Below are 19,854 nucleotides of genomic sequence, written 5' to 3'. Positions count from 1 at the left end.
TTTTTGCTCGTGCAAAGATAGTTGTTTTTGTTGGTTTAAAATCAGTTTAAATAGTTAAAAAGTTTAACTGTTTTGTTGCCTTGCTTCAAAAATTTTAAGATGAATAAACGTGCCCATTTTTCTTGCTCTTCGTTTAGCTAACTCTGCATTTTCACCTGTAAATAAGTGTTCTATAGTTTCAAACCAAAGGTTTAACCAAATACCAAAATGATGTTCTGTAATACTATTATTATTTGCTTGATCTACTTTTACGTGCACTTCCAATGGGTTTCCTATATATTTTTTCTTTAAAGGTTTCCCCATAAACAAGCTACTTTCCCAAAACGTGGTTAAGTGGTCTAAATGTTGATCCCAATTGGTAATAGCTTGATTAAAAATTGGTCCCAAAATAGCGTTTGCTCTTACTTTTTTGTAAAATTGATCTACTAACAAAGCAACATCTTCTCGTGTATTTATATCGTCTTTAATCATTATAACAAAGATACGTTAATGTCCGTTTTTATAGATATTTTCTTATTATTTTTACACCATGATAAAAATAGTTTTGCTTGGCGCAGGAAATGTAGCCACTCATTTATATAAAGCAATTTCTGCTACTGATAACATTAACGTTGTACAATGGTACAATCGTACTTTAAACAATATTTCATTATATAAAAATGAAGTTAATATTACCGATAATTTAAACGAATTAGTTGATGCTGATTTATATATTATTTGCATAAGCGATGATGCAATTGAAACTTTAAGCAACAACCTTCCTTTTGAAAAACGTTTAGTTGTTCATACTTCCGGAAGTGCTAGTTTATATGATATTAATAAAAAGCACTATCGCGGTGTTTTCTATCCGTTGCAAACTTTTAGTAAAAATGTTGCTTTAGATTTTACAACGGTACCAATTTGTATTGAAACATTAAGAAAACAAGACTTTAAACTTTTAAAATCTGTCGGAAAAGCGTTAGGCTGTCAAATCTACAAAGTTAATCCAGATCAAAGACCGGCTTTACATTTAGCTGCTGTTTTTGTAAATAATTTCACTAATCAATTGTATAGAGTTGCTCATGAAATAACAGAACACCATGGTGCAGAATTTGATATTTTAAAACCATTAATTACCGAAACTGCTAAAAAAGTTCAAGACGTTTCGCCATACAAGGCACAAACTGGTCCAGCTAAACGTAACGACAAAAAAACAATAAAAAGACATTTAAAATTATTAGATAACGAGCATCATGAAGCTATTTATAAACTAATGACCTCATCTATAAAAAAAACACATAATGGAAGATAAAAGCTACAAAGAATACTTACACCAAATCAACACCTTTATTTTTGATGTAGATGGCGTTTTAACTAACGGAATGGTTACTATAACTACTTCTGGCGAAATGATAAGACATATGAATGTTAAAGATGGTTATGCAATAAAACAAGCACTTAATCATGGATTTAATATTTGTATTATATCTGGCGGGACAAACGAAGGTGTTAGATTGCGCTTACAACATTTAGGTATTAAAGATGTTTATTTGGGCGCTCATCAAAAACTAACTCAGTATAACGAATATATTAGCAATAATAACATCAATGCAGAAAATGTGTTGTATATGGGAGACGATATACCAGATGTCCCAGTACTTAAACAAGTAGGGTTAGCTACTTGTCCACAAGACGCAGTACCAGAAGTTAAAGACATATGTAATTATGTATCACATAAATTAGGCGGCGAAGGTTGCGTAAGAGATGTTATACAACAAGTATTAAAAGTTCAAGGGAAATGGGACAGCGATTTTGATGCCCAAACATTTTAATTCGACAAAATTAGAATAACAAAAAACTAAAAAACCAACAACTAGTGAATATTATCAACCTAATTAGATATAAAAACTTAATTTTAATTGCATTAGTACAAGTACTTATAAAATATGCTATGTTTCCTGCTTTTAATGTAGATACAACGCTTAGTACTTTTCAATTTATCATTTTGGTTATTTCAACCGTATGTATCGCTGCTGGCGGTTATATTATTAACGATATTTTTGATGTAGAAACAGACGCAATTAATAAACCTAACAAGCAAATAGTAGGAAAAACCATTGCAAAAGATAAAGCCTATAATTATTATATGGCATTTACTTTTATTGGCGTTGTTACTGGGTTTTACCTAGCTAACGATGTTAACAGAAGTACCTTTTTTGGCATTTTTGTAGTCATTGCCGCACTACTTTACATTTATGCTTCCTTTTTAAAACCAATGCTACTTGTTGGTAACATTGTAATAAGTGGTCTTGTAGCATTAAGTCTAATTGTTGTTGGTATTTTCGATTTACTACCTACCATAAATATGCAAAACAAGTTTATACAATCTTCGATGTTTGAAGTTATTGTAGATTACGCTGTTTTTGCATTTTTAATTACATTTATTAGAGAAATTGTAAAAGATATCCAAGATATTGATGGCGATTACAACGCGCAGATGAAAACTTTACCTATAGTCTTAGGTAAAAATAGAGCTTCAAAAATTGCTTTTGGGTTAACTATTGCTTCCATTTTAATATTAGCCTATTACTTAAATGCGTATCTTTATATGCAGACCATAGCCATTATTTACTTTTTAATTGCTGTGATAGCGCCTTTAATCTATATTGCTATAAAATTGTTTTCTGCTGAAAACAAAAAGGATTTCAAATTGATTAGCAGATTATTAAAAGTCGTAATGTTATTAGGCATGCTATCTATGGTCGTGTACTATTTTATCATATAATTATGCTGAAAGAAAAACTAAAAGACAGACATATAATATTAGCTTCTGGATCACCAAGAAGACAACAGTTTTTTAGAGATTTAGGATTAGATTTTGAAGTCCGATTAAAAGACACTAAAGAAGATTACCCTAATCGCTTAATGCATTTTGAAATTAGCGACTATCTTGCGCAATTAAAGTCTTTACCTTTTTTAGACGAACTTAAAGAACATGAAATATTAGTAACTAGCGATACCATTGTTTGGCATAAAGGCGTAGCATTAGGCAAACCTAGAAACAACGACGAAGCATTTGCAATGCTTAAATCTTTAAGCGATAATACTCACGAAGTGATTACATCTGTATGTGTACGTACAAAAATCTTTCAAAAAACGGTAAATGCAACTACAAAAGTAACGTTTAAAGCGTTTACAGATGAAGAGATTTGGCATTACATTAAAACCTACTCGCCTTTAGATAAAGCTGGCGCTTATGGTATACAAGAATGGATTGGACAAATTGGAGTAACCTGTATTGAAGGCTCGTTTTTTAACGTTGTTGGTATGCCAACTCATCTTGTTTACAAAACGTTAAATACCATTGCAGAAGAGTTTTAAGATTGTAAATTTATATTACAATTTCTTATAACCATGCGATTTAAACTAACCACAATTTTACTTACTTGTCTATTTACTTTTGCTTGCAAAGAACAAAAACAAACTACAGATTCACCTAAAAAAATTACAACTAAAAAAGAAGAAAAAAAGCTACCGCCAGCCTATAAACCTAACCAACAATTTAAAGACTATTGGTATGCTGGAAAAGCCGAAATCACTTCTTACAAACTAGAACAAGCGCGTTATGGCGAATTACGTGACGGAAAAGCTGTATTAGTTTACGTCACAGAGCCTTTTTTACCAAAAGTACAAGTAAAAGCAGACCAGAAAAACCCAGAAAATGTTAACGTATTAAAATTGAATGCCACAAAAAAATTTAACACTGGTATTTATCCGTACAGCATTATGCAAAGTACATTTTATCCCGTTGCAAACAATCAACATGCTTTAAAAGTTAGTGCTTCTATACAAGAATGGTGCGGACAAATTTACACACAAATCAACAACAGAGAGCAATTTGAAATTACATCGCATTCCTATTTTGAAGGTGAAGCAGATCAAAATTTCAACTTAGAAAAAGCAGTTTTGGAGAACGAAATTTGGACACAACTTCGCATTGATCCAAACAGTCTTCCTACTGGTAATTTTAAAATTATTCCAAGTTTAGAATACATTCGTTTAAAACATAAACCTTTAAAAGCTTATAATGCTTTCGCGGAAATTTCAGAAGGAAAATACACGCTTTCAATTGAAAAATTAAACAAAACCCTAATTATTAATTTCGAAAACAATTTTCCTTTTACCATTACAGGTTGGGAAGAAACTATAAACGGATTAACCACAAAAGCGACAAAACTTAAAACTATAAATACCGCATATTGGAGTCAAAATAGTAATAAGGATTTACCGTTAAGAAAAACATTACAATTAGATTAACAATTCAGTTTAAAATCTATATTTACCAAAATTTTAATACATGTTTGAGCATTTACAAGACGAAATTTTAAAAACAATTATTCTTCTTATTATTTTTTTAATAATAAGGTCTGTTTTAAAAATTTCAATTAAAAAAATAGGGCAAAAAAGTAGCATCAATGATGCTAGAATTGGGTTAATATCTAGATATTCTACCTTTACTCTAATTCTAATATTTTTACTATTTGTTTCTTATATATTTGGTGCAACACTAGAAAACCTAACACTACTTTTCTCTTCGGTTTTTGCCGTTATTGGTATTGGTTTATTTGCCATTTGGTCTATTTTAAGCAACATTACTTCTGGAATAATCATGTTTTTCTCGTTTCCTTATAAGGTTGGAGATAAAATAAAAATCCACGATAAAGATTCGCCTTTAGAAGGTATTATTGAAGATATTCGTGCGTTTCAGCTTCATCTAAGATTAGATAATGGAGATTTGGTGACGTATCCAAACAATTTAATTCTACAAAAAGCTGTAACTTTAGTTCAGAAAGACGCAATTGAAGACTTTGGAGATTTCCATTAATTATGGCAAAAAAAAAACAAAAAAAACGCACACAAAACTATAAAAAGCACTTAGGTCAAATACCTGGCGCATTGGTTTATACAGGAAAAAAAGAAGACGTAAAATTACACCTTCATTCTTTTGATTATACCGATAACGACATACACGAAAAAGACCTTTCTAACATAGAAGAAGCGTTTGTGTTTAAAGATACAGAGTCTGTAACATGGGTTAACCTTAACGGATTAAATAATATAAACGAGATAGAAACCATAGGTAGTTACTATCAACTTCATCCATTACTATTAGAGGATATTGTAAATACATCGCAACGTCCAAAAATTGACGAGTATAAAAGTTACATCTTTATCGTTTTAAAAATGATGTATTACGATGATAGTGAAACTATTATATCTGAACAAGTAAGTTTTGTACTAGGCAAAAACTATGTATTGACTTTTCAAGAAGCCGAAGGTGATGTTTTTGAAAATGTAAGAGATCGTATTAGACACAAAAAAGGACGTATTCGTACTGAAGGTGCTGACTATTTATTGTATGCCTTAATAGATGCTATCGTAGATCATTATTATGCCATTATAGAAACTATGGGTAATAAAATTGAAGACCTTGAAGACGATCTTTTTAATGGAATTTCTCAAGAAGAAATCTCTCAACAAATACAAAATTTAAAACGAGAAGTTTTAAAAGTACGACGTGCTATTTTTCCGCTTCGCGAAATTATTGGTCGCATAGAAAAAGACCCAAATAGTTTAATTGAAGAACAGACAACACACTTTTTTAGAGATGTTTACGACCATATTATACAAGTTACCGAAAACTTAGATATTTATCGCGAAATGATTTGGAGTTTAATGGATATGTACATGACAACCATTAGCAATAAAATGAACGAAGTTATGAAGGTATTAACCATTATCGCCACCATTTTTATTCCATTAACTTTTATTGCTGGTATCTACGGGATGAATTTTGTTAACATGCCAGAATTACATTATAAGTATGGCTATCATGTAGTTTGGGCTGTTATGATTCTTATTTTCTTAGCCATGTTATACTACTTTAAACGTAAAAAGTGGCTGTAGTTAGCAATTAGCAATTAGCAATTAGCAATTAGCAATTAGCAATTAGCAAACGTAAATGATTTGTGACAATTCGTGTCAAAAAGAAAATAAATTATAGAAATAAAAATTAGCTTTAACTCTTAAAATTCACATCCTAAAAATAACGTTAAAAAAGGCTTAAAACAGCTATTCCACTAAGGCTATTATGTATATTTACCTCAAACATAATTAACCTTAAAAATGCTAAAAAAACTAGCTTCGCTCCTATTTATTTTTGTTTTGGCTTTGCCTTTACAAGCACAACAACCCAAAAAACTTAATGCTTCTCAAATACACGACGCTGTAAAAAAACTTAACTTCTTAGGTACTGTTTTATATGTAGCAGCTCATCCTGATGATGAGAATACACGTCTAATTTCTTACATGTCTAACCAAGTAAAAGCACGTACTGCTTACCTATCTCTAACTCGTGGTGATGGCGGACAAAATCTTATCGGTCCAGAAATTAGAGAATTATTAGGTGTAATACGTACACAAGAATTACTAGCCGCTAGAAGCGTAGATGGTGGCGAGCAACGTTTTACTAGAGCAAACGATTTTGGTTACTCAAAACATCCTGAAGAAACTTTAAATATTTGGGACAAAGACCAAGTATTAAGCGATGTAATTTTAGCGATCAGACAGTTTAAACCAGATATTATCATTAACCGTTTTGATCATCGTACACCTGGTACAACTCACGGTCATCACACAACATCTGCTATGTTAAGTGTAGAAGCTTTTGATTTGGCAAACAACCCAAACATATATCCAGAACAAGCTAAAACACACGGAACTTGGCAACCAAAACGCCAATTTTTTAATACCAGCTGGTGGTTTTATGGTAGCGAGGAAAACTTTGAAAAAGCAGACAAAAGCAAACTTTTAAATTTTGATATTGGCGTATATTACCCTTCAAAAGGGTTATCTAATAACGAGATTGCTGCACTTTCTAGAAGTAAACATTTATGTCAAGGGTTTGGTGCTTTAACACAACGTGGATCGCAAACCGAATATATCGAACTTATTAATGGCGATTTACCAAAAGACAAAACCAACCTTTTTGAAGGAATAGACACAAGCTGGAATCGTGTGAAAGGCGGAAAAACTATTGGTGACATTTTAAAGAAAGTTGAGACAAATTTCAATTTTGAAAATCCTTCAATACACGTTAAAGACTTATTATTAGCAAGACAGTTAATCCAACAATTAGATAATGATTATTGGAAAAACTATAAAACTCAAGAAATTGACGCTATAATTGAAGCTTGTTTAGGTCTATATTTAGAAGCATCTGCAAGTACGCCAACAGCTTCTGCAGGAGAAACTATTACATTAAATATTGAAGCTGTAAACCGAAGCCCAATTAATATGGAATTAGTGTCTTATCAACTTTCTACAGATAAAACAGCTACTTTAAAAGCGCTTCCTTTAAAAAATAATGATAAACAAAATGTAGAGCAATCGCTTACTATTCCTAAAAATATTCAACCATCTTCACCATATTGGCTGAATAAAAAAGGAACTTTAGGTATGTATAAAGTTGAAGATAAAAATTTAATAGGAAAGCCAGAAACACCAAGACCAATAAGTGTGACATTCAATGTAACGATTAATAATCAACCGTTTTCTGTAACTAAACCTATTGTTTACAGATACTCTAAACCAGATAAAGGCGAATTATATCGTCCGTTTGAAATCATTCCTGAAGCATCTGCAAAAATTTCAGAGAAAGTCATCATTTTTGATTCAGATCAACAAAAAGACATTTCGGTAATTGTAAAAGCTGGTCGCGATAATTTAAACGGTTTTGTTCAAATCGCACATCCAAACAATTGGTCTGTTTTTCCTGAAAAGCAAAACATAGATATTAAATATAAAGGTGAAACACAAACACTGACGTTTACTGTTATTCCTCCAAAAAATCAAAATGAAGGATTAATAACGCCAATGGTTCATGTTGGTGAAGACGTATACACTAGAGAATTAGTTGAAATCGATTACGAACACATTCCTTATCAAACCGTTGTACTTCCAAGCGAAAGCAAAGTGGTACGCTTAGATATCAAAAAACGAGGCGAAAACATTGCATATATTGAAGGTGCTGGCGATGTTGTACCAGAAAGTTTAAGACAAATCGGTTACAATGTCATAGTTTTAAATCCAGAAGACATCACTACTGAAAGATTAAGCGCTTTTGATGCTGTAGTTGTTGGAATTAGAGCGTATAACATCTTAGACGAACTTAAATTTAAACAGCAAATTTTATTCGATTTTGTAGAAAATGGTGGCAATATGATTGTGCAATACAATACAAGTCATCGACTAAAAGTAGATCAATTATCACCTTACACCTTACAATTATCTAGAGATCGTGTTACCGATGAGAATGCAGAAGTTACACTTTTAGAAAAAGATCATCCAGTTTTAAATTATCCAAACCAAATTACAAAAACCGACTTTGAAGGTTGGACGCAAGAACGCGGTTTATATTTTCCAAACCAATGGTCTAATAAATTTACACCAATTTTATCCATGCACGATAAAGGCGAAACCGAAAAACAAGGTAGTTTGTTAGTCGCAAAACACGGTAAAGGCTATTATATTTATACAGGTCTTAGCTTTTTTAGAGAATTTCCTGCTGGTGTTTCTGGTGCTTACCGATTATTTGCTAATATGCTAAGTATTGGAAAAGACAATTTAGATAATAAAGAACAGTTTAAGGATTAATCATAGCGATTTTAGAAAAATGCAAAACCAACCAAAATACCAATGGAAACCAATGTACACCTTAGTACTATTGGCTAATATTTTATATTTAATCGCTTTTTATTTAATCACGTTATATTTTTAAAAAATGCAAACATTAGATTGGATTATTTTAATAAGTACATTACTAATTATTGTTATTTATGGTACGTACCAAACTAAAGGCAGTAAAAATGTTCAAGATTACTTAAAAGGCGGTAATACAACACCTTGGTGGACAATAGGTTTATCGGTTATGGCAACTCAAGCCAGCGCAATCACGTTTTTAAGTACACCAGGACAAGCGTTCCATTCGGGTATGGGATTTGTGCAATTTTACTTCGGATTGCCTATTGCAATGGTTGTGATTTGTATGGTGTTTATCCCGTTATATCACAGATTAAAAGTCTATACGGCTTACGAGTTTTTAGAAAACCGTTTTGATAAAAAAACCAGAACACTTACTGCGATTTTATTTTTAATTCAACGTGGTTTAGCTGCAGGAATTACCATTTTTGCACCTGCAATTATTCTATCGGCTGTATTAGGTTGGAATTTACTACTCCTAAACATTATCATTGGCGTTTTGGTAATTATTTACACTGTTTCTGGCGGAACAAAAGCTGTAAACGTTACTCAAAAACACCAAATGGTTGTGATTTTTACAGGAATGATTATTGCGTTTGTTTTAATTATTAATCAACTTCCTAATGATATTACTTTTTCTAAAGCGCTTCAAATAGCTGGTGCAAGCGGTAAAATGGATGTTTTAGACTTTTCTTTCGATTTAAATAATAGATACACCGTTTGGAGTGGATTAATTGGTGGTACCTTTTTAATGTTATCTTATTTTGGTACCGATCAAAGTCAAGTACAACGCTATTTATCAGGTAAATCTGTAAAAGAAATGCAATTAGGTTTACTATTTAACGGACTTTTAAAAGTGCCAATGCAGTTTTTTATTCTGCTAGTTGGTGTAATGGTTTTTGTCTTTTACCAGTTTAACGAATCGCCTATAAATTTTAATCCAACAGCAACCGAAGTCGTTTTAAACAGCGAATATTCTCAAGACTATCAAACACTTCAAAAGCAACAAAACGAATTATTTGCTGAAAAACAACAAGCTATTTTCAATTACGTAAAAACTGAAAATAATGTAACTGCCAAGACTATTTCGGAATATAACACTAAAAGTGATGTTTTAAGAAGCCAAGCACAAAAATTAATTGAAAAAGCTGGCGAATCAAAGAATTTAAAAGTAGAAAGTAATGATAAGGATTACGTATTTATTCACTTTATATTAAACAATTTACCAAAAGGATTAATCGGATTATTACTAGCGGTAATTTTAAGCGCAGCAATGTCTAGTACTGCTAGCGAACTTAACGCTTTAGCAAGTACAACAACCATAGATTTATACAAACAACGTGTTGGAGAAAAATCTGAAGACGATATGGTAAAAGCCTCTAAAGGCTTTACTTTACTTTGGGGAATTTTAGCAATTGGCGTAGCCTGCGTTGCCAATCTTGCCGAAAATTTAATTCAGTTAGTTAACATTATTGGTTCTATTTTTTACGGTAATGTTCTTGGTATCTTCTTATTAGCGTTTTTTTTCAAATTTATTAAAGCAAACGCTGTGTTTATTGCAGCATTAATCACACAAGTTTTAGTTATTGGTTTATTCTTTTTAAATCAATTTGAAATTATCAACTTGCCATTTTTATGGTTAAACTTTGTTGGCTGTTTAATTGTTATGGTTATCGCTCTTGTCATTCAGTCTTTAATGAAAAATGAAATGAATTATGAATAAAGAACAAACCATACATTGGGGAATTATAGGTCTTGGAAAAATTGCTGAAAAATTTGCAACAGATATGCAAAAAGTAAGTAATAGCAAGATTTACGCAGTAGCTTCAAGAACATTAGAAAAAGCCGAAACCTTTGCTAAAAAACACCAAGCTACAATGGCGTATGGTAATTATGAAGAGTTGTTAAGTGACCCTAAAATAGATGCCATTTACATTGCTACACCACATAGTCTACACAAAGAAAACACACTTATGTGTTTACAAAACAAAATTCCAGTACTTTGTGAAAAACCATTAGCTTTAAACCGTTTTGAAGTAGAAAACATGATAAATGCTGCCAAAGAAAACAATACGCTTTTAATGGAAGCTTTGTGGACATACTTCTTACCACATTATCAAAAAGTTTTAGAATTATTAGAACAAAAACACTTTGGAAACATCTTAAAACTAGAAGCAGATTTTGGTTTTAAAGCTAGTTTAGATCCTTCTAGAAGAGTATACAATAAAACTCTTGGTGGCGGTAGTCTTTTAGATATTGGTATTTACCCAATATTTTGTGCACTTACAACACTTGGTATTCCTAAAAAGACCGAAGCAAAAGCTACTTTTTTTGATAATGGTGCAGACGCTACTTGTAATATGATTTTTTATTATGATGAAGCAATTGCCCATTTAAAATCTACTTTAGTTGAAAAAACTAACACAGAAGCAATTTTTACCTGCGAAACTGGTGTAATTAAAATAAACTCAAGGTTTCATGAGCCAACAACAGTAACATTAATATCTAATAACGGTGAAGAAAAAACACTAGATTTTAACTACAACTCTATTGGCTATAATTTTGAAATAGAGCATTTTAATCAATTAATCAGAACTAATAAAAAAGAAAGTCCAATTATGAGTTTTCAAAAAAGCACCGAATTAATTGATTTATTAGACTTAATTAAAGCACAAATTGGGTTGAGTTATCAATAATTCTTCATTCAAAACTCTTAGTTTTTAAAATATATTTGAAATTGTTAAGCTTTTAAAGTAACTTAGTACAAACTAGTTACAGAATTATCGTAACTAATTAAAGTTTCAGTTATGGAAAAATCTTTAATTGTAATACTAGCTTTAGTCATTTTTTCGGCAGTAGGTTTTGCGTATTCTGTATTCTTAAAAAGTTATGTCAAAACTTCGTTTGGCGAAAAATGGCTTCACCTTTGGAATAACAAACTTTACTTTTGGCAAAGCACCATTTTTGTTAGTGCAGCGTTTACCTTTTTAATCATGTATCTTTTAAAATGGATTGATGTATTGAATTTTTAGAATATCTTTGCTATCCATTTTAGCAAAGCCATGAGAATAGATATCATCACTGTTTTACCAGAGTTACTTAAGAGTCCGTTTGAAGCATCCATTTTAAAACGTGCTATAGAAGCAGATTTGGTAGAAGTACATTTTCATAATTTAAGAGATTATACTACAGATAACTATAAAACCATTGACGATTATCAATTTGGTGGCGGCGCAGGTATGGTTATGCTTATAGAACCTATAGATAAATGCATAAGTAAATTAAAATCGCAGCGTCATTATGACGAGGTTATTTATATGACACCAGATGGCGAAACCTTAAATCAAGGTATTGCCAATACATTATCTTTAAAAGAAAATATCATTATCCTTTGCGGACATTATAAAGGTGTAGACCAACGCGTACGCGATATGTTTGTAACTAAAGAAATATCTATTGGCGATTATGTGCTATCTGGCGGAGAACTTGGTGCGGCAGTACTTTGCGATGCTGTAATACGATTAATACCAGGTGTTTTAGGTAACGAAACATCGGCGTTAACAGATAGTTTTCAAGATAATTTATTAGCGCCACCAATTTATACAAGACCACGAGATTACAACGGACATAAAGTACCAGAAGTATTATTTAGCGGTAATTTTCCAAAAATTGAAAAATGGCGAGAAGAACAAGCTTATAAACGTACAAAAGAAAGAAGACCAGATTTACTAGATGAATAATTTGGTCTGTTCGAGTATTTTGTGAAGTATAAACAAAATGTATCGATGACTTAAAACCGTCTTCGTCCACAAACATTTTTTAAACTTTTACTTTTATCAATTAACTTTTTGCTTATATTTGCACCCAATTTCGGATTAACCTCTGGCGAAATACGTGAATGTTGTTCTGAATCAAACACTTAAACATAAATAAAGATGGAATCTTTAATAAAATTTGTACAAGACGAATTTGTAACAAGAAAAGACTTACCAGAATTTTCAGCTGGTGACACAATTACAGTTTACTACGAAATTAGAGAAGGAGAAAAAGTAAGAACTCAGTTCTTTAGAGGTGTAGTATTACAAAGAAGAGGTACTGGTACTTCAGAAACTTTTACAATTAGAAAAATGTCAGGAACAGTTGGTGTAGAGCGTATCTTCCCTGTTAATTTACCTGCATTACAAAAAATTGAAGTTAACAAAAGAGGTAAAGTTAGAAGAGCAAGAATCTTTTACTTTAGAGGTCTTACAGGTAAAAAAGCTAGAATTAAAGAAGCTAGAAGAAAATAATTTACCACTTCAAATCATATATAAAAAGCCTAAACTTAATCGTTTAGGCTTTTTTAGTTATTAACTTTTGTTAATAACTATAGTTCATAAACGGTTGATATTTAAATAGTTAAAAACTATAAAAAACTAATAAAAAGACTTATCTTAGTAAAACAATTAATAACAATATTAATTATTGGTTTCGATAAAATGAATTTGATTTAGTTGTATTGTTTTTTGAGGTTTTTGAAAATTACATGTGTAGTCGTGTAAATTGTAAAATTAAGAGATTTTAAAAAGTACTTTATGTGAAAGCAAAAAGTAACTAGTAGAATTGAAAGCTTTTAGTAATCTTAAGTAGCAAAAGCTACTTTAAGAAGAATAAAACAATGTTTTACAATGGTAATTTCATGAAAATTGAAATTAAAAGAGTAAATCATCCAGAAAAACAATTACTATGTACATTTTGTAACAAGTCAACACATTTTGAAAGTTACCCAAATGTACTATTGATTTGACAAGTGCGTGAACTGAAAAGATGTAAAACGAGAGTTTTGGATCGATTTAATGAAAGTTAAATAAGTCATCGCCAAAGTGTTAATTCAAGAAAGCCATAGCAACAATAGTTAATTCTATTATGTTATGGCTTTTGTTTTTTAGGTTTCTTATCTTACAGCATAAATAAAAGTACAATGCCTCTACCCTTTATCGCAGATAACGTTTATAAAAACAAAGATTTTACTACTCAAGTACTACAAAGAGCAGAATATGATAACTGCACATTTATTAACTGTAATTTTGAAAACAGTTTTCTATCGGCTTTTAGTTTTTTAGACTGCGTTTTTGAAGGTTGTAATCTAAGTAATATTAAAGTTAAAGATGCTACGTTTAAAGATGTAACGTTTTTAGACAGTAAAATGTTAGGTATTTTATTTTCTGACTGTAATAAGCTTTTATTTTCTGCAAGTTTTACAGATTGTGTTTTAAACTTTTCTTCTTTTTATAAAATCAAGTTAGTCTCGAGTAAATTTAAAAACTGTGTATTTGATCAAGTAGACTTTACTGAAGCTAATTTTACTAAAACTAAGTTTGATACTTGTAATTTTAAAAATGCTGTTTTTGAACAAACAAACTTAGAGCAAGCAGACTTTAGTAAAGCAATAAATTACAGTATTAACCCAAAAAGAAATAAAATAAAAGGCGCTAAATTTTCAAAAGATCAAATTTCAGGACTTCTTGACACTTATAAAATTGTGATTTCTTAAAATTTTAATCATATTTTATCAAATTCGTAATTTTATAATCTTCTATATATCATCATTATAATAAAACGTTAAGTGCCAATTTTCACTTTAAAAAACCTCTTGTTTTTCGTATATTCGTCAAGCTAAAAAAATAACTAACATTCAATTTAATTATATGTCAAATTCACCAAAAATTATATATACAATTACAGATGAAGCGCCAGCATTAGCAACGCGTTCTTTTTTACCAATTGTTAAATCTTTTACAGCTTCTTCTGGTATAGAGATTGAAACAAGAGATATCTCTTTAGCAGCAAGAATCTTAGCTGTTTTTCCTGATGTTTTAACAGAAGAACAACGCGTATCTGATGACTTAGCGTTTTTAGGCGAATTAGCAAAAACACCAGAAGCTAACATTATTAAATTACCTAATATTAGTGCTTCAATACCTCAATTAAGAGCTGCAATTAAAGAGCTACAAGCTAAAGGTTACGCTGTACCAGATTATCCTGAAGAAGCTACAACAGACGAAGAAAAAGATGCTAAACAACGATATGACAAAATAAAAGGAAGTGCTGTAAACCCAGTTTTACGTGAAGGAAACTCTGATAGACGTGCGCCAAAAGCAGTAAAAAATTACGCTAAGAAAAATCCACATTCTATGGGTGCATGGTCAAAAGATTCTAAATCTCATGTAGCGACAATGTCTCACGGTGATTTTGCACACAACGAGCAATCGGTAACTTTAGATAAAGCAACTACTGTAAAAATACAACATACTGACAATAACGGTAATGTTACTGTTTTAAAAGATAATTTAAACCTTTTAGAAGGTGAAATTATAGATGCAACAGTAATGAGTAAAAAAGCTTTATTAACCTTTTTAGAAGAGCAAGTAAAAGACGCTAAAGAACAAGGTGTATTGTTTTCTTTACACATGAAAGCTACCATGATGAAAGTATCAGACCCTATTATCTTTGGTCATGCTGTACGCGTATTCTTTAAAGATGTTTTTGCTAAGCATGCAGAAACGTTTGAAAAAATTGGTGTTGATGTAAATAATGGTTTTGGAAACTTATTAAGTAATTTATCTGAATTACCTGAAGGTAAACAAAAAGAAATATTAGCAGATATTGATACAGCTTTTACTAATAATCCTGACTTAGCAATGGTAGATAGTGATAGAGGTATTACTAACTTACATGTACCAAGTGATGTTATTATAGATGCATCTATGCCTGCAATGATCCGTACCTCTGGTCAAATGTGGAACAAAGAGGGAAAACAACAAGATACTAAAGCAGTAATACCTGATAGCAGTTATGCTGGTATTTACACAGCTACTATAAACTTCTGTAAAGAACACGGTGCATTTGATCCAACTACCATGGGTACTGTACCAAATGTAGGTTTAATGGCTCAAAAAGCAGAAGAATATGGTTCTCATGATAAAACTTTTGAAATATCTACTGACGGAAAAGTTGAAATCGTAGATACAGACGGTAATGTTTTAACATCTCATAATGTTGAAACTGGAGATATCTGGAGAGCTTGTCAAGTAAAAGATTTACCAATACAAGACTGGGTAAAATTAGCTGTAACACGTGCTAAAGCTACTGGTTGGCCAGCAGTTTTCTGGTTAGACGAAAACAGAGCTCATGATGCAGAGTTAATCAAAAAAGTAAATACTTACTTAAAAAATCATGATACAGACGGATTAGAAATTCATATTCTTTCACCAATCAAAGCAACAGAGTTTACTTTAAAAAGAGTAAAAGCTGGAGAAGATACAATTTCTGTAACAGGTAATGTATTACGTGATTACTTAACAGATTTATTCCCAATTTTAGAACTTGGTACTTCAGCAAAAATGCTATCTATTGTACCGTTAATGAATGGTGGAGGATTATTTGAAACTGGAGCTGGTGGATCTGCACCAAAACACGTTCAACAATTTGAAAAAGAAAACCACTTACGTTGGGATAGTTTAGGAGAATTTTTAGCACTTGCTGTGTCTTTAGATCACTTTAGCGAAGTTAACAACAATCCTAAAGCAAAAGTTTTAGGCGATGCGTTAGATGTTGCCACAGAAAAACTACTAGAAAACAAAAAAGGTCCTTCTAGAAAAGCAGGAGAAATTGATAACCGTGGTAGTCATTTTTATTTAGCAATGTACTGGGCTGAGGCTTTAGCAAACCAAGATAAAGATGGAACACTAAAAGCTCAATTTGAGCCAGTTGCTTTAACTTTTAAAGCTGAAGAAAAAACTATAATAAAAGCTTTAAACGATATACAAGGTAAATCTGTTGATATTGGTGGTTACTATGAACCAACCGACGAATTAGCTGATCAAGCTATGAGACCGATAGAATTATTTAATAATATTTTGAAGGAAATATAAATTTCATTAGCGAAATTAATAAATTGTTAAAAGCTCCTTTTACAGGAGCTTTTTCTTTATTTTTACTTTAAAAATTGTAATGAATTCTAAGCTAATCCTAACCATAGCATTTTTAATTCAAATCTCCTTATCTGCATTCTCTCAAGAAAAATATACATTAAGTGGAAAAATAACAGACACCAATACTAACGAGTCATTAATTAGCGTAAATGTTATTATTCCTGAATTAAATACTGGCACAACTACTAATGAGTATGGCTTCTACTCTATCACATTACCTAAAGGTAACTACAAAGTGATAATTTCTTATTTAGGTTATGCAGAAACTTCAGAAACTATCAATCTAAATGAAGATATTACTAAAAACTTCAGTTTAACTGAATCTGTTGAAAGCTTAGAAGAAGTTGTGATTACAGAAAATGTAGAGCGACTAAACATAAGAAAACCACAAATGAGTGTTAATGCGTTAAAAGCTTCTACAATAAAAAAAATACCAGTAGTTTTAGGAGAACCTGATGTTATCAAAGCAATTACTTTATTACCTGGTGTCACTAACGCTGGAGAAGGTAGTTCTGGATTTAACGTACGTGGTGGCGCTGCGGACCAAAACTTAATTTTATTAGACGAAGCTACTGTTTTTAATTCTTCACATTTATTCGGGTTATTTTCTGTTTTTAATCCTGATGCTATTAAAGATTTAAAACTATATAAAGGAGGAATACCATCACGCTACGGTGGACGTGTTTCTTCTGTTTTAGATATTTATCAAAAGGAAGGAAATAGTAAAGAGTTTCATGCAAATGGAGGTATTGGTTTAGTTGCTAGTAGATTATTAGCAGAAGGACCATTAAAAAAAGACAAAGGTTCTTTTCTTTTTGGTGGACGTAGTAGTTATGCTCACTTATTTTTACCACTTTTTGATATTGATAACGTGGCTTACTTTTATGATTTAAACACCAAATTAAGCTACAAACTAAATGATAAAAATAATATCTATTTATCCGGATACTTTGGTCGTGATGTATTTAGAATTGCAGATAGTTTTGATAACACCTACGGTAATACGGTTGTAAACTTTAGATGGAATCACTTGTTTTCTGATAAGTTATTCTCAAATATGTCATTAATATATTCTGATTACTATTATGGATTAAAGCTTAATTTTGTTGAATTTGATTGGGATTCAGGAATTAGAAATTTCAACTTTAAATATGATTTTAAACATTATATTTCTAATAATTTCAAACTTCAATATGGTTTAAATAGTATATATTATAAGTTTAATCCAGGAGAAATTGAACCTTCTACACCAACTTCAGGAATAAATCCTTTCAAACTAATAGATAAATATGCATTTGAAAATGCTATTTATTTAGATGCAGAGCATGAACTATCTGATAAACTATCTATTAATTATGGGTTAAGACTAAGTTCTTTTTTACGTTTAGGTCAAGATGAATTAAACATTTATGAAAACGATCAACCTGTAATTTTTAATGAAGATTTACAGATTTATGAAAAGGCAGAACCAATAGGTACAGAAAACTATAACAGAAGTGATGTTATAAAATCCTTTTTTAATTTAGAACCAAGATTTTCAGTTGCATATCAATTAAACAAAAATAGTTCTATAAAAGCAAGTTATAATCGTATGACACAGTATTTACACTTGTTATCAAACACTAGTTCTCCAACACCTTTAGACGTATGGACACCAAGTGGTAAATATGTAAAACCACAACTGCTAGACCAAATAGCTGTAGGTTATTTTAAAAGTTTTAATAATAACGATTACTCCTTAGAAGTAGAAAGTTTTTTTAAAACTATAAAAAATAGAATCGATTATATAGACGGCGCAAACTTGATAGCTAATAATGCAATTGAGCAAGTTATTTTAAACGGAAAAGCAAGAGCTTATGGATTAGAAATTCTTTTTAAAAAAAATGTCGGAAAATTAGAAGGTTGGATAGCCTATACTTTATCAAAATCAGAACAACAAACAACAGGAAGAACAGCTGAAGAGCTAGGTATAAATAACGCAAATTGGTACAATACTGCATTTGATAAAACTCATGATATTTCAATAACTAGTAATTACGAATTGAATAAAAAATGGACTTTTAATGCCAATTTTGTTCTTCAAACAGGACAACCTACAACATATCCTGTATCTCAGTATCAATACGCTGGTTTAACAATACCCAATTACGGTAATCGTAATTCTAACAGATTACCAACGTATCATCGTTTAGATATATCTGCAAATTATACACCAAAACCTAACAAGACAAAAGGTTGGCAAAACTATTGGACTTTTAGTATTTATAATGCATACAATCGTTACAACGCTGCTTCAGTAAGTTTTTCAGAAAATAGAATAACCGGAATTAATGAAGCTACAAAATTTTCACTTTTTGGTATTATACCTTCAGTAACCTATAACTTTAAATTCTAATGAAAAAATTTATATATATAAGTGCCCTTTTATTACTTTTTAACTGTGAAGAAGTTGTAGACATTGACTTACCAGAAACAGAACCAAAACTTGTAATAGACGCTTCGCTAAACTGGTTTGATGGCACAACAGGTAATGAACAAGATATAAAATTAACATTGTCTGCTCCATTTTTTGATACAGAAATTCCACCAGCTAATAATGCAATAGTTAGTGTAACAGATCAAAATAATAATACTTTTATTTTTACTGAGGACGGTGATACTGGTATATATAAAACAACAAATTTTATTCCTGAAATAAACCAAGAATATACACTTACAATCCAATATAACGGAGACACTTATGTTGGTTCAGAACAATTAAAATCTGTAACACCTGTAGAATATGTAGAACAAAATGATGAAGGTGGTTTTTCTGGAGAAGATATCGAGTTAAAAGCCTATTATAATGATCCTGCTAACGAGCCAAATTTTTATTTATATCAATTTGATACAGATATAGCAGTAATTCCTACTTACGAAGTATATGATGACGAGTTTACAGATGGAAATCAAATTTTTGCATTTTTCACCGAAGAAGATTTAGAATCCGGTGATGAAGTAATCATTAAAAACTACGGAATTTCTGAACAATATTATAATTTCATGTTCCTGTTACTACAACAATCCTCAGAAAATGATGGTG

The 19,854-nt window shown here is 30.9% G+C and carries 18 protein-coding genes (1 of these 18 running past the window's edge); 17 read left to right on the top strand and 1 reads right to left on the bottom strand.

Going from position 1 to position 19,854, the window contains the following annotated elements; genetic code table 11:
• Positions 1–63: 63 nt before the first annotated feature.
• Positions 64–471 (bottom strand): group III truncated hemoglobin, encoded by a 408-nt coding sequence (locus tag INR78_RS10470; RefSeq protein WP_223076469.1) that lies wholly within the window; start codon positions 469–471, stop codon positions 64–66.
• Between the two features lie 58 nt (positions 472–529).
• Here INR78_RS10470 and INR78_RS10465 point away from each other — a divergent pair, with 58 nt between their 5' ends.
• From INR78_RS10465 to INR78_RS10385, 17 genes are all read left to right on the top strand, one after another.
• Positions 530–1,291, top strand: coding sequence for a Rossmann-like and DUF2520 domain-containing protein (locus INR78_RS10465; protein ID WP_223076468.1), 762 nt, complete (start codon positions 530–532; stop codon positions 1,289–1,291).
• Entirely contained in the window at positions 1,281–1,811 is a 531-nt protein-coding gene (locus INR78_RS10460) for an HAD family hydrolase (protein WP_106678714.1), read from the top strand. Before INR78_RS10465 ends, INR78_RS10460 begins: the two co-directional genes overlap by 11 nt.
• 44 nt (positions 1,812–1,855) lie before the next feature.
• Positions 1,856–2,764, top strand: a complete 909-nt coding sequence (locus INR78_RS10455; protein WP_223076467.1) for a geranylgeranylglycerol-phosphate geranylgeranyltransferase — start codon at positions 1,856–1,858, stop codon at positions 2,762–2,764.
• A 2-nt stretch (positions 2,765–2,766) separates the two neighbouring features.
• The gene (locus INR78_RS10450) at positions 2,767–3,360 is read left to right on the top strand and encodes a Maf family nucleotide pyrophosphatase (protein ID WP_223076466.1); all 594 of its coding nucleotides are present in this window, start codon (positions 2,767–2,769) and stop codon (positions 3,358–3,360) included.
• A gap of 33 nt (positions 3,361–3,393) precedes the next feature.
• On the top strand, positions 3,394–4,296 hold the full coding sequence (locus INR78_RS10445; protein WP_223076465.1) for a septum formation inhibitor Maf: 903 nt from the start codon (positions 3,394–3,396) through the stop codon (positions 4,294–4,296).
• 40 nt (positions 4,297–4,336) lie between these two features.
• The gene (locus INR78_RS10440) at positions 4,337–4,864 is read left to right on the top strand and encodes a mechanosensitive ion channel domain-containing protein (RefSeq protein ID WP_223076464.1); all 528 of its coding nucleotides are present in this window, start codon (positions 4,337–4,339) and stop codon (positions 4,862–4,864) included.
• A gap of 2 nt (positions 4,865–4,866) precedes the next feature.
• Complete coding sequence (gene corA / locus INR78_RS10435) at positions 4,867–5,946, top strand: magnesium/cobalt transporter CorA (protein ID WP_223076463.1); 1,080 nt, start codon at positions 4,867–4,869, stop codon at positions 5,944–5,946.
• A 219-nt stretch (positions 5,947–6,165) separates the two neighbouring features.
• Positions 6,166–8,694, top strand: a complete 2,529-nt coding sequence (locus INR78_RS10430; protein ID WP_223076462.1) for a PIG-L family deacetylase — start codon at positions 6,166–6,168, stop codon at positions 8,692–8,694.
• A 127-nt stretch (positions 8,695–8,821) separates the two neighbouring features.
• On the top strand, positions 8,822–10,522 hold the full coding sequence (locus INR78_RS10425; protein ID WP_223076461.1) for a sodium:solute symporter: 1,701 nt from the start codon (positions 8,822–8,824) through the stop codon (positions 10,520–10,522).
• On the top strand, positions 10,515–11,495 hold the full coding sequence (locus INR78_RS10420; protein WP_223076460.1) for a Gfo/Idh/MocA family protein: 981 nt from the start codon (positions 10,515–10,517) through the stop codon (positions 11,493–11,495). The genes INR78_RS10425 and INR78_RS10420 overlap by 8 nt, the downstream gene beginning before the upstream one ends.
• Positions 11,496–11,606: 111 nt before the next feature.
• On the top strand, positions 11,607–11,831 hold the full coding sequence (locus INR78_RS10415) for a hypothetical protein (protein ID WP_106678732.1): 225 nt from the start codon (positions 11,607–11,609) through the stop codon (positions 11,829–11,831).
• Positions 11,832–11,861: 30 nt separating this feature from the next.
• Positions 11,862–12,539 carry a tRNA (guanosine(37)-N1)-methyltransferase TrmD gene (gene trmD, locus INR78_RS10410; RefSeq protein WP_027879702.1) on the top strand — a complete coding sequence of 226 codons (678 nt, stop codon included), beginning with the start codon at positions 11,862–11,864 and terminating at the stop codon, positions 12,537–12,539.
• 195 nt (positions 12,540–12,734) lie between these two features.
• Positions 12,735–13,088, top strand: coding sequence for a 50S ribosomal protein L19 (rplS, locus tag INR78_RS10405; protein ID WP_027879701.1), 354 nt, complete (start codon positions 12,735–12,737; stop codon positions 13,086–13,088).
• A 671-nt stretch (positions 13,089–13,759) separates the two neighbouring features.
• Entirely contained in the window at positions 13,760–14,332 is a 573-nt protein-coding gene (locus INR78_RS10400) for a pentapeptide repeat-containing protein (RefSeq protein WP_106678734.1), read from the top strand.
• Between the two features lie 154 nt (positions 14,333–14,486).
• Positions 14,487–16,712 carry an NADP-dependent isocitrate dehydrogenase gene (locus INR78_RS10395; RefSeq protein WP_223076459.1) on the top strand — a complete coding sequence of 742 codons (2,226 nt, stop codon included), beginning with the start codon at positions 14,487–14,489 and terminating at the stop codon, positions 16,710–16,712.
• Between the two features lie 79 nt (positions 16,713–16,791).
• The gene (locus tag INR78_RS10390) at positions 16,792–19,167 is read left to right on the top strand and encodes a TonB-dependent receptor (RefSeq protein ID WP_223076458.1); all 2,376 of its coding nucleotides are present in this window, start codon (positions 16,792–16,794) and stop codon (positions 19,165–19,167) included.
• Positions 19,167–19,854, top strand: partial view of a DUF4249 domain-containing protein gene (locus INR78_RS10385; RefSeq protein WP_223076457.1) — the 5' portion only. 125 nt of this gene lie beyond the right edge of the window; only the first 688 of its 813 coding nucleotides appear in the window; the start codon lies at positions 19,167–19,169; its stop codon lies beyond the right edge, outside the window. Before INR78_RS10390 ends, INR78_RS10385 begins: the two co-directional genes overlap by 1 nt.

The organism is Mesoflavibacter sp. SCSIO 43206 (assembly GCF_019904215.1).
GTDB lineage: Bacteria > Bacteroidota > Bacteroidia > Flavobacteriales > Flavobacteriaceae > Mesoflavibacter > Mesoflavibacter zeaxanthinifaciens.
The sequence above is the reverse complement of the archived record's forward strand: the minus strand, read 5'-3'. Positions and strand labels throughout refer to the sequence as shown.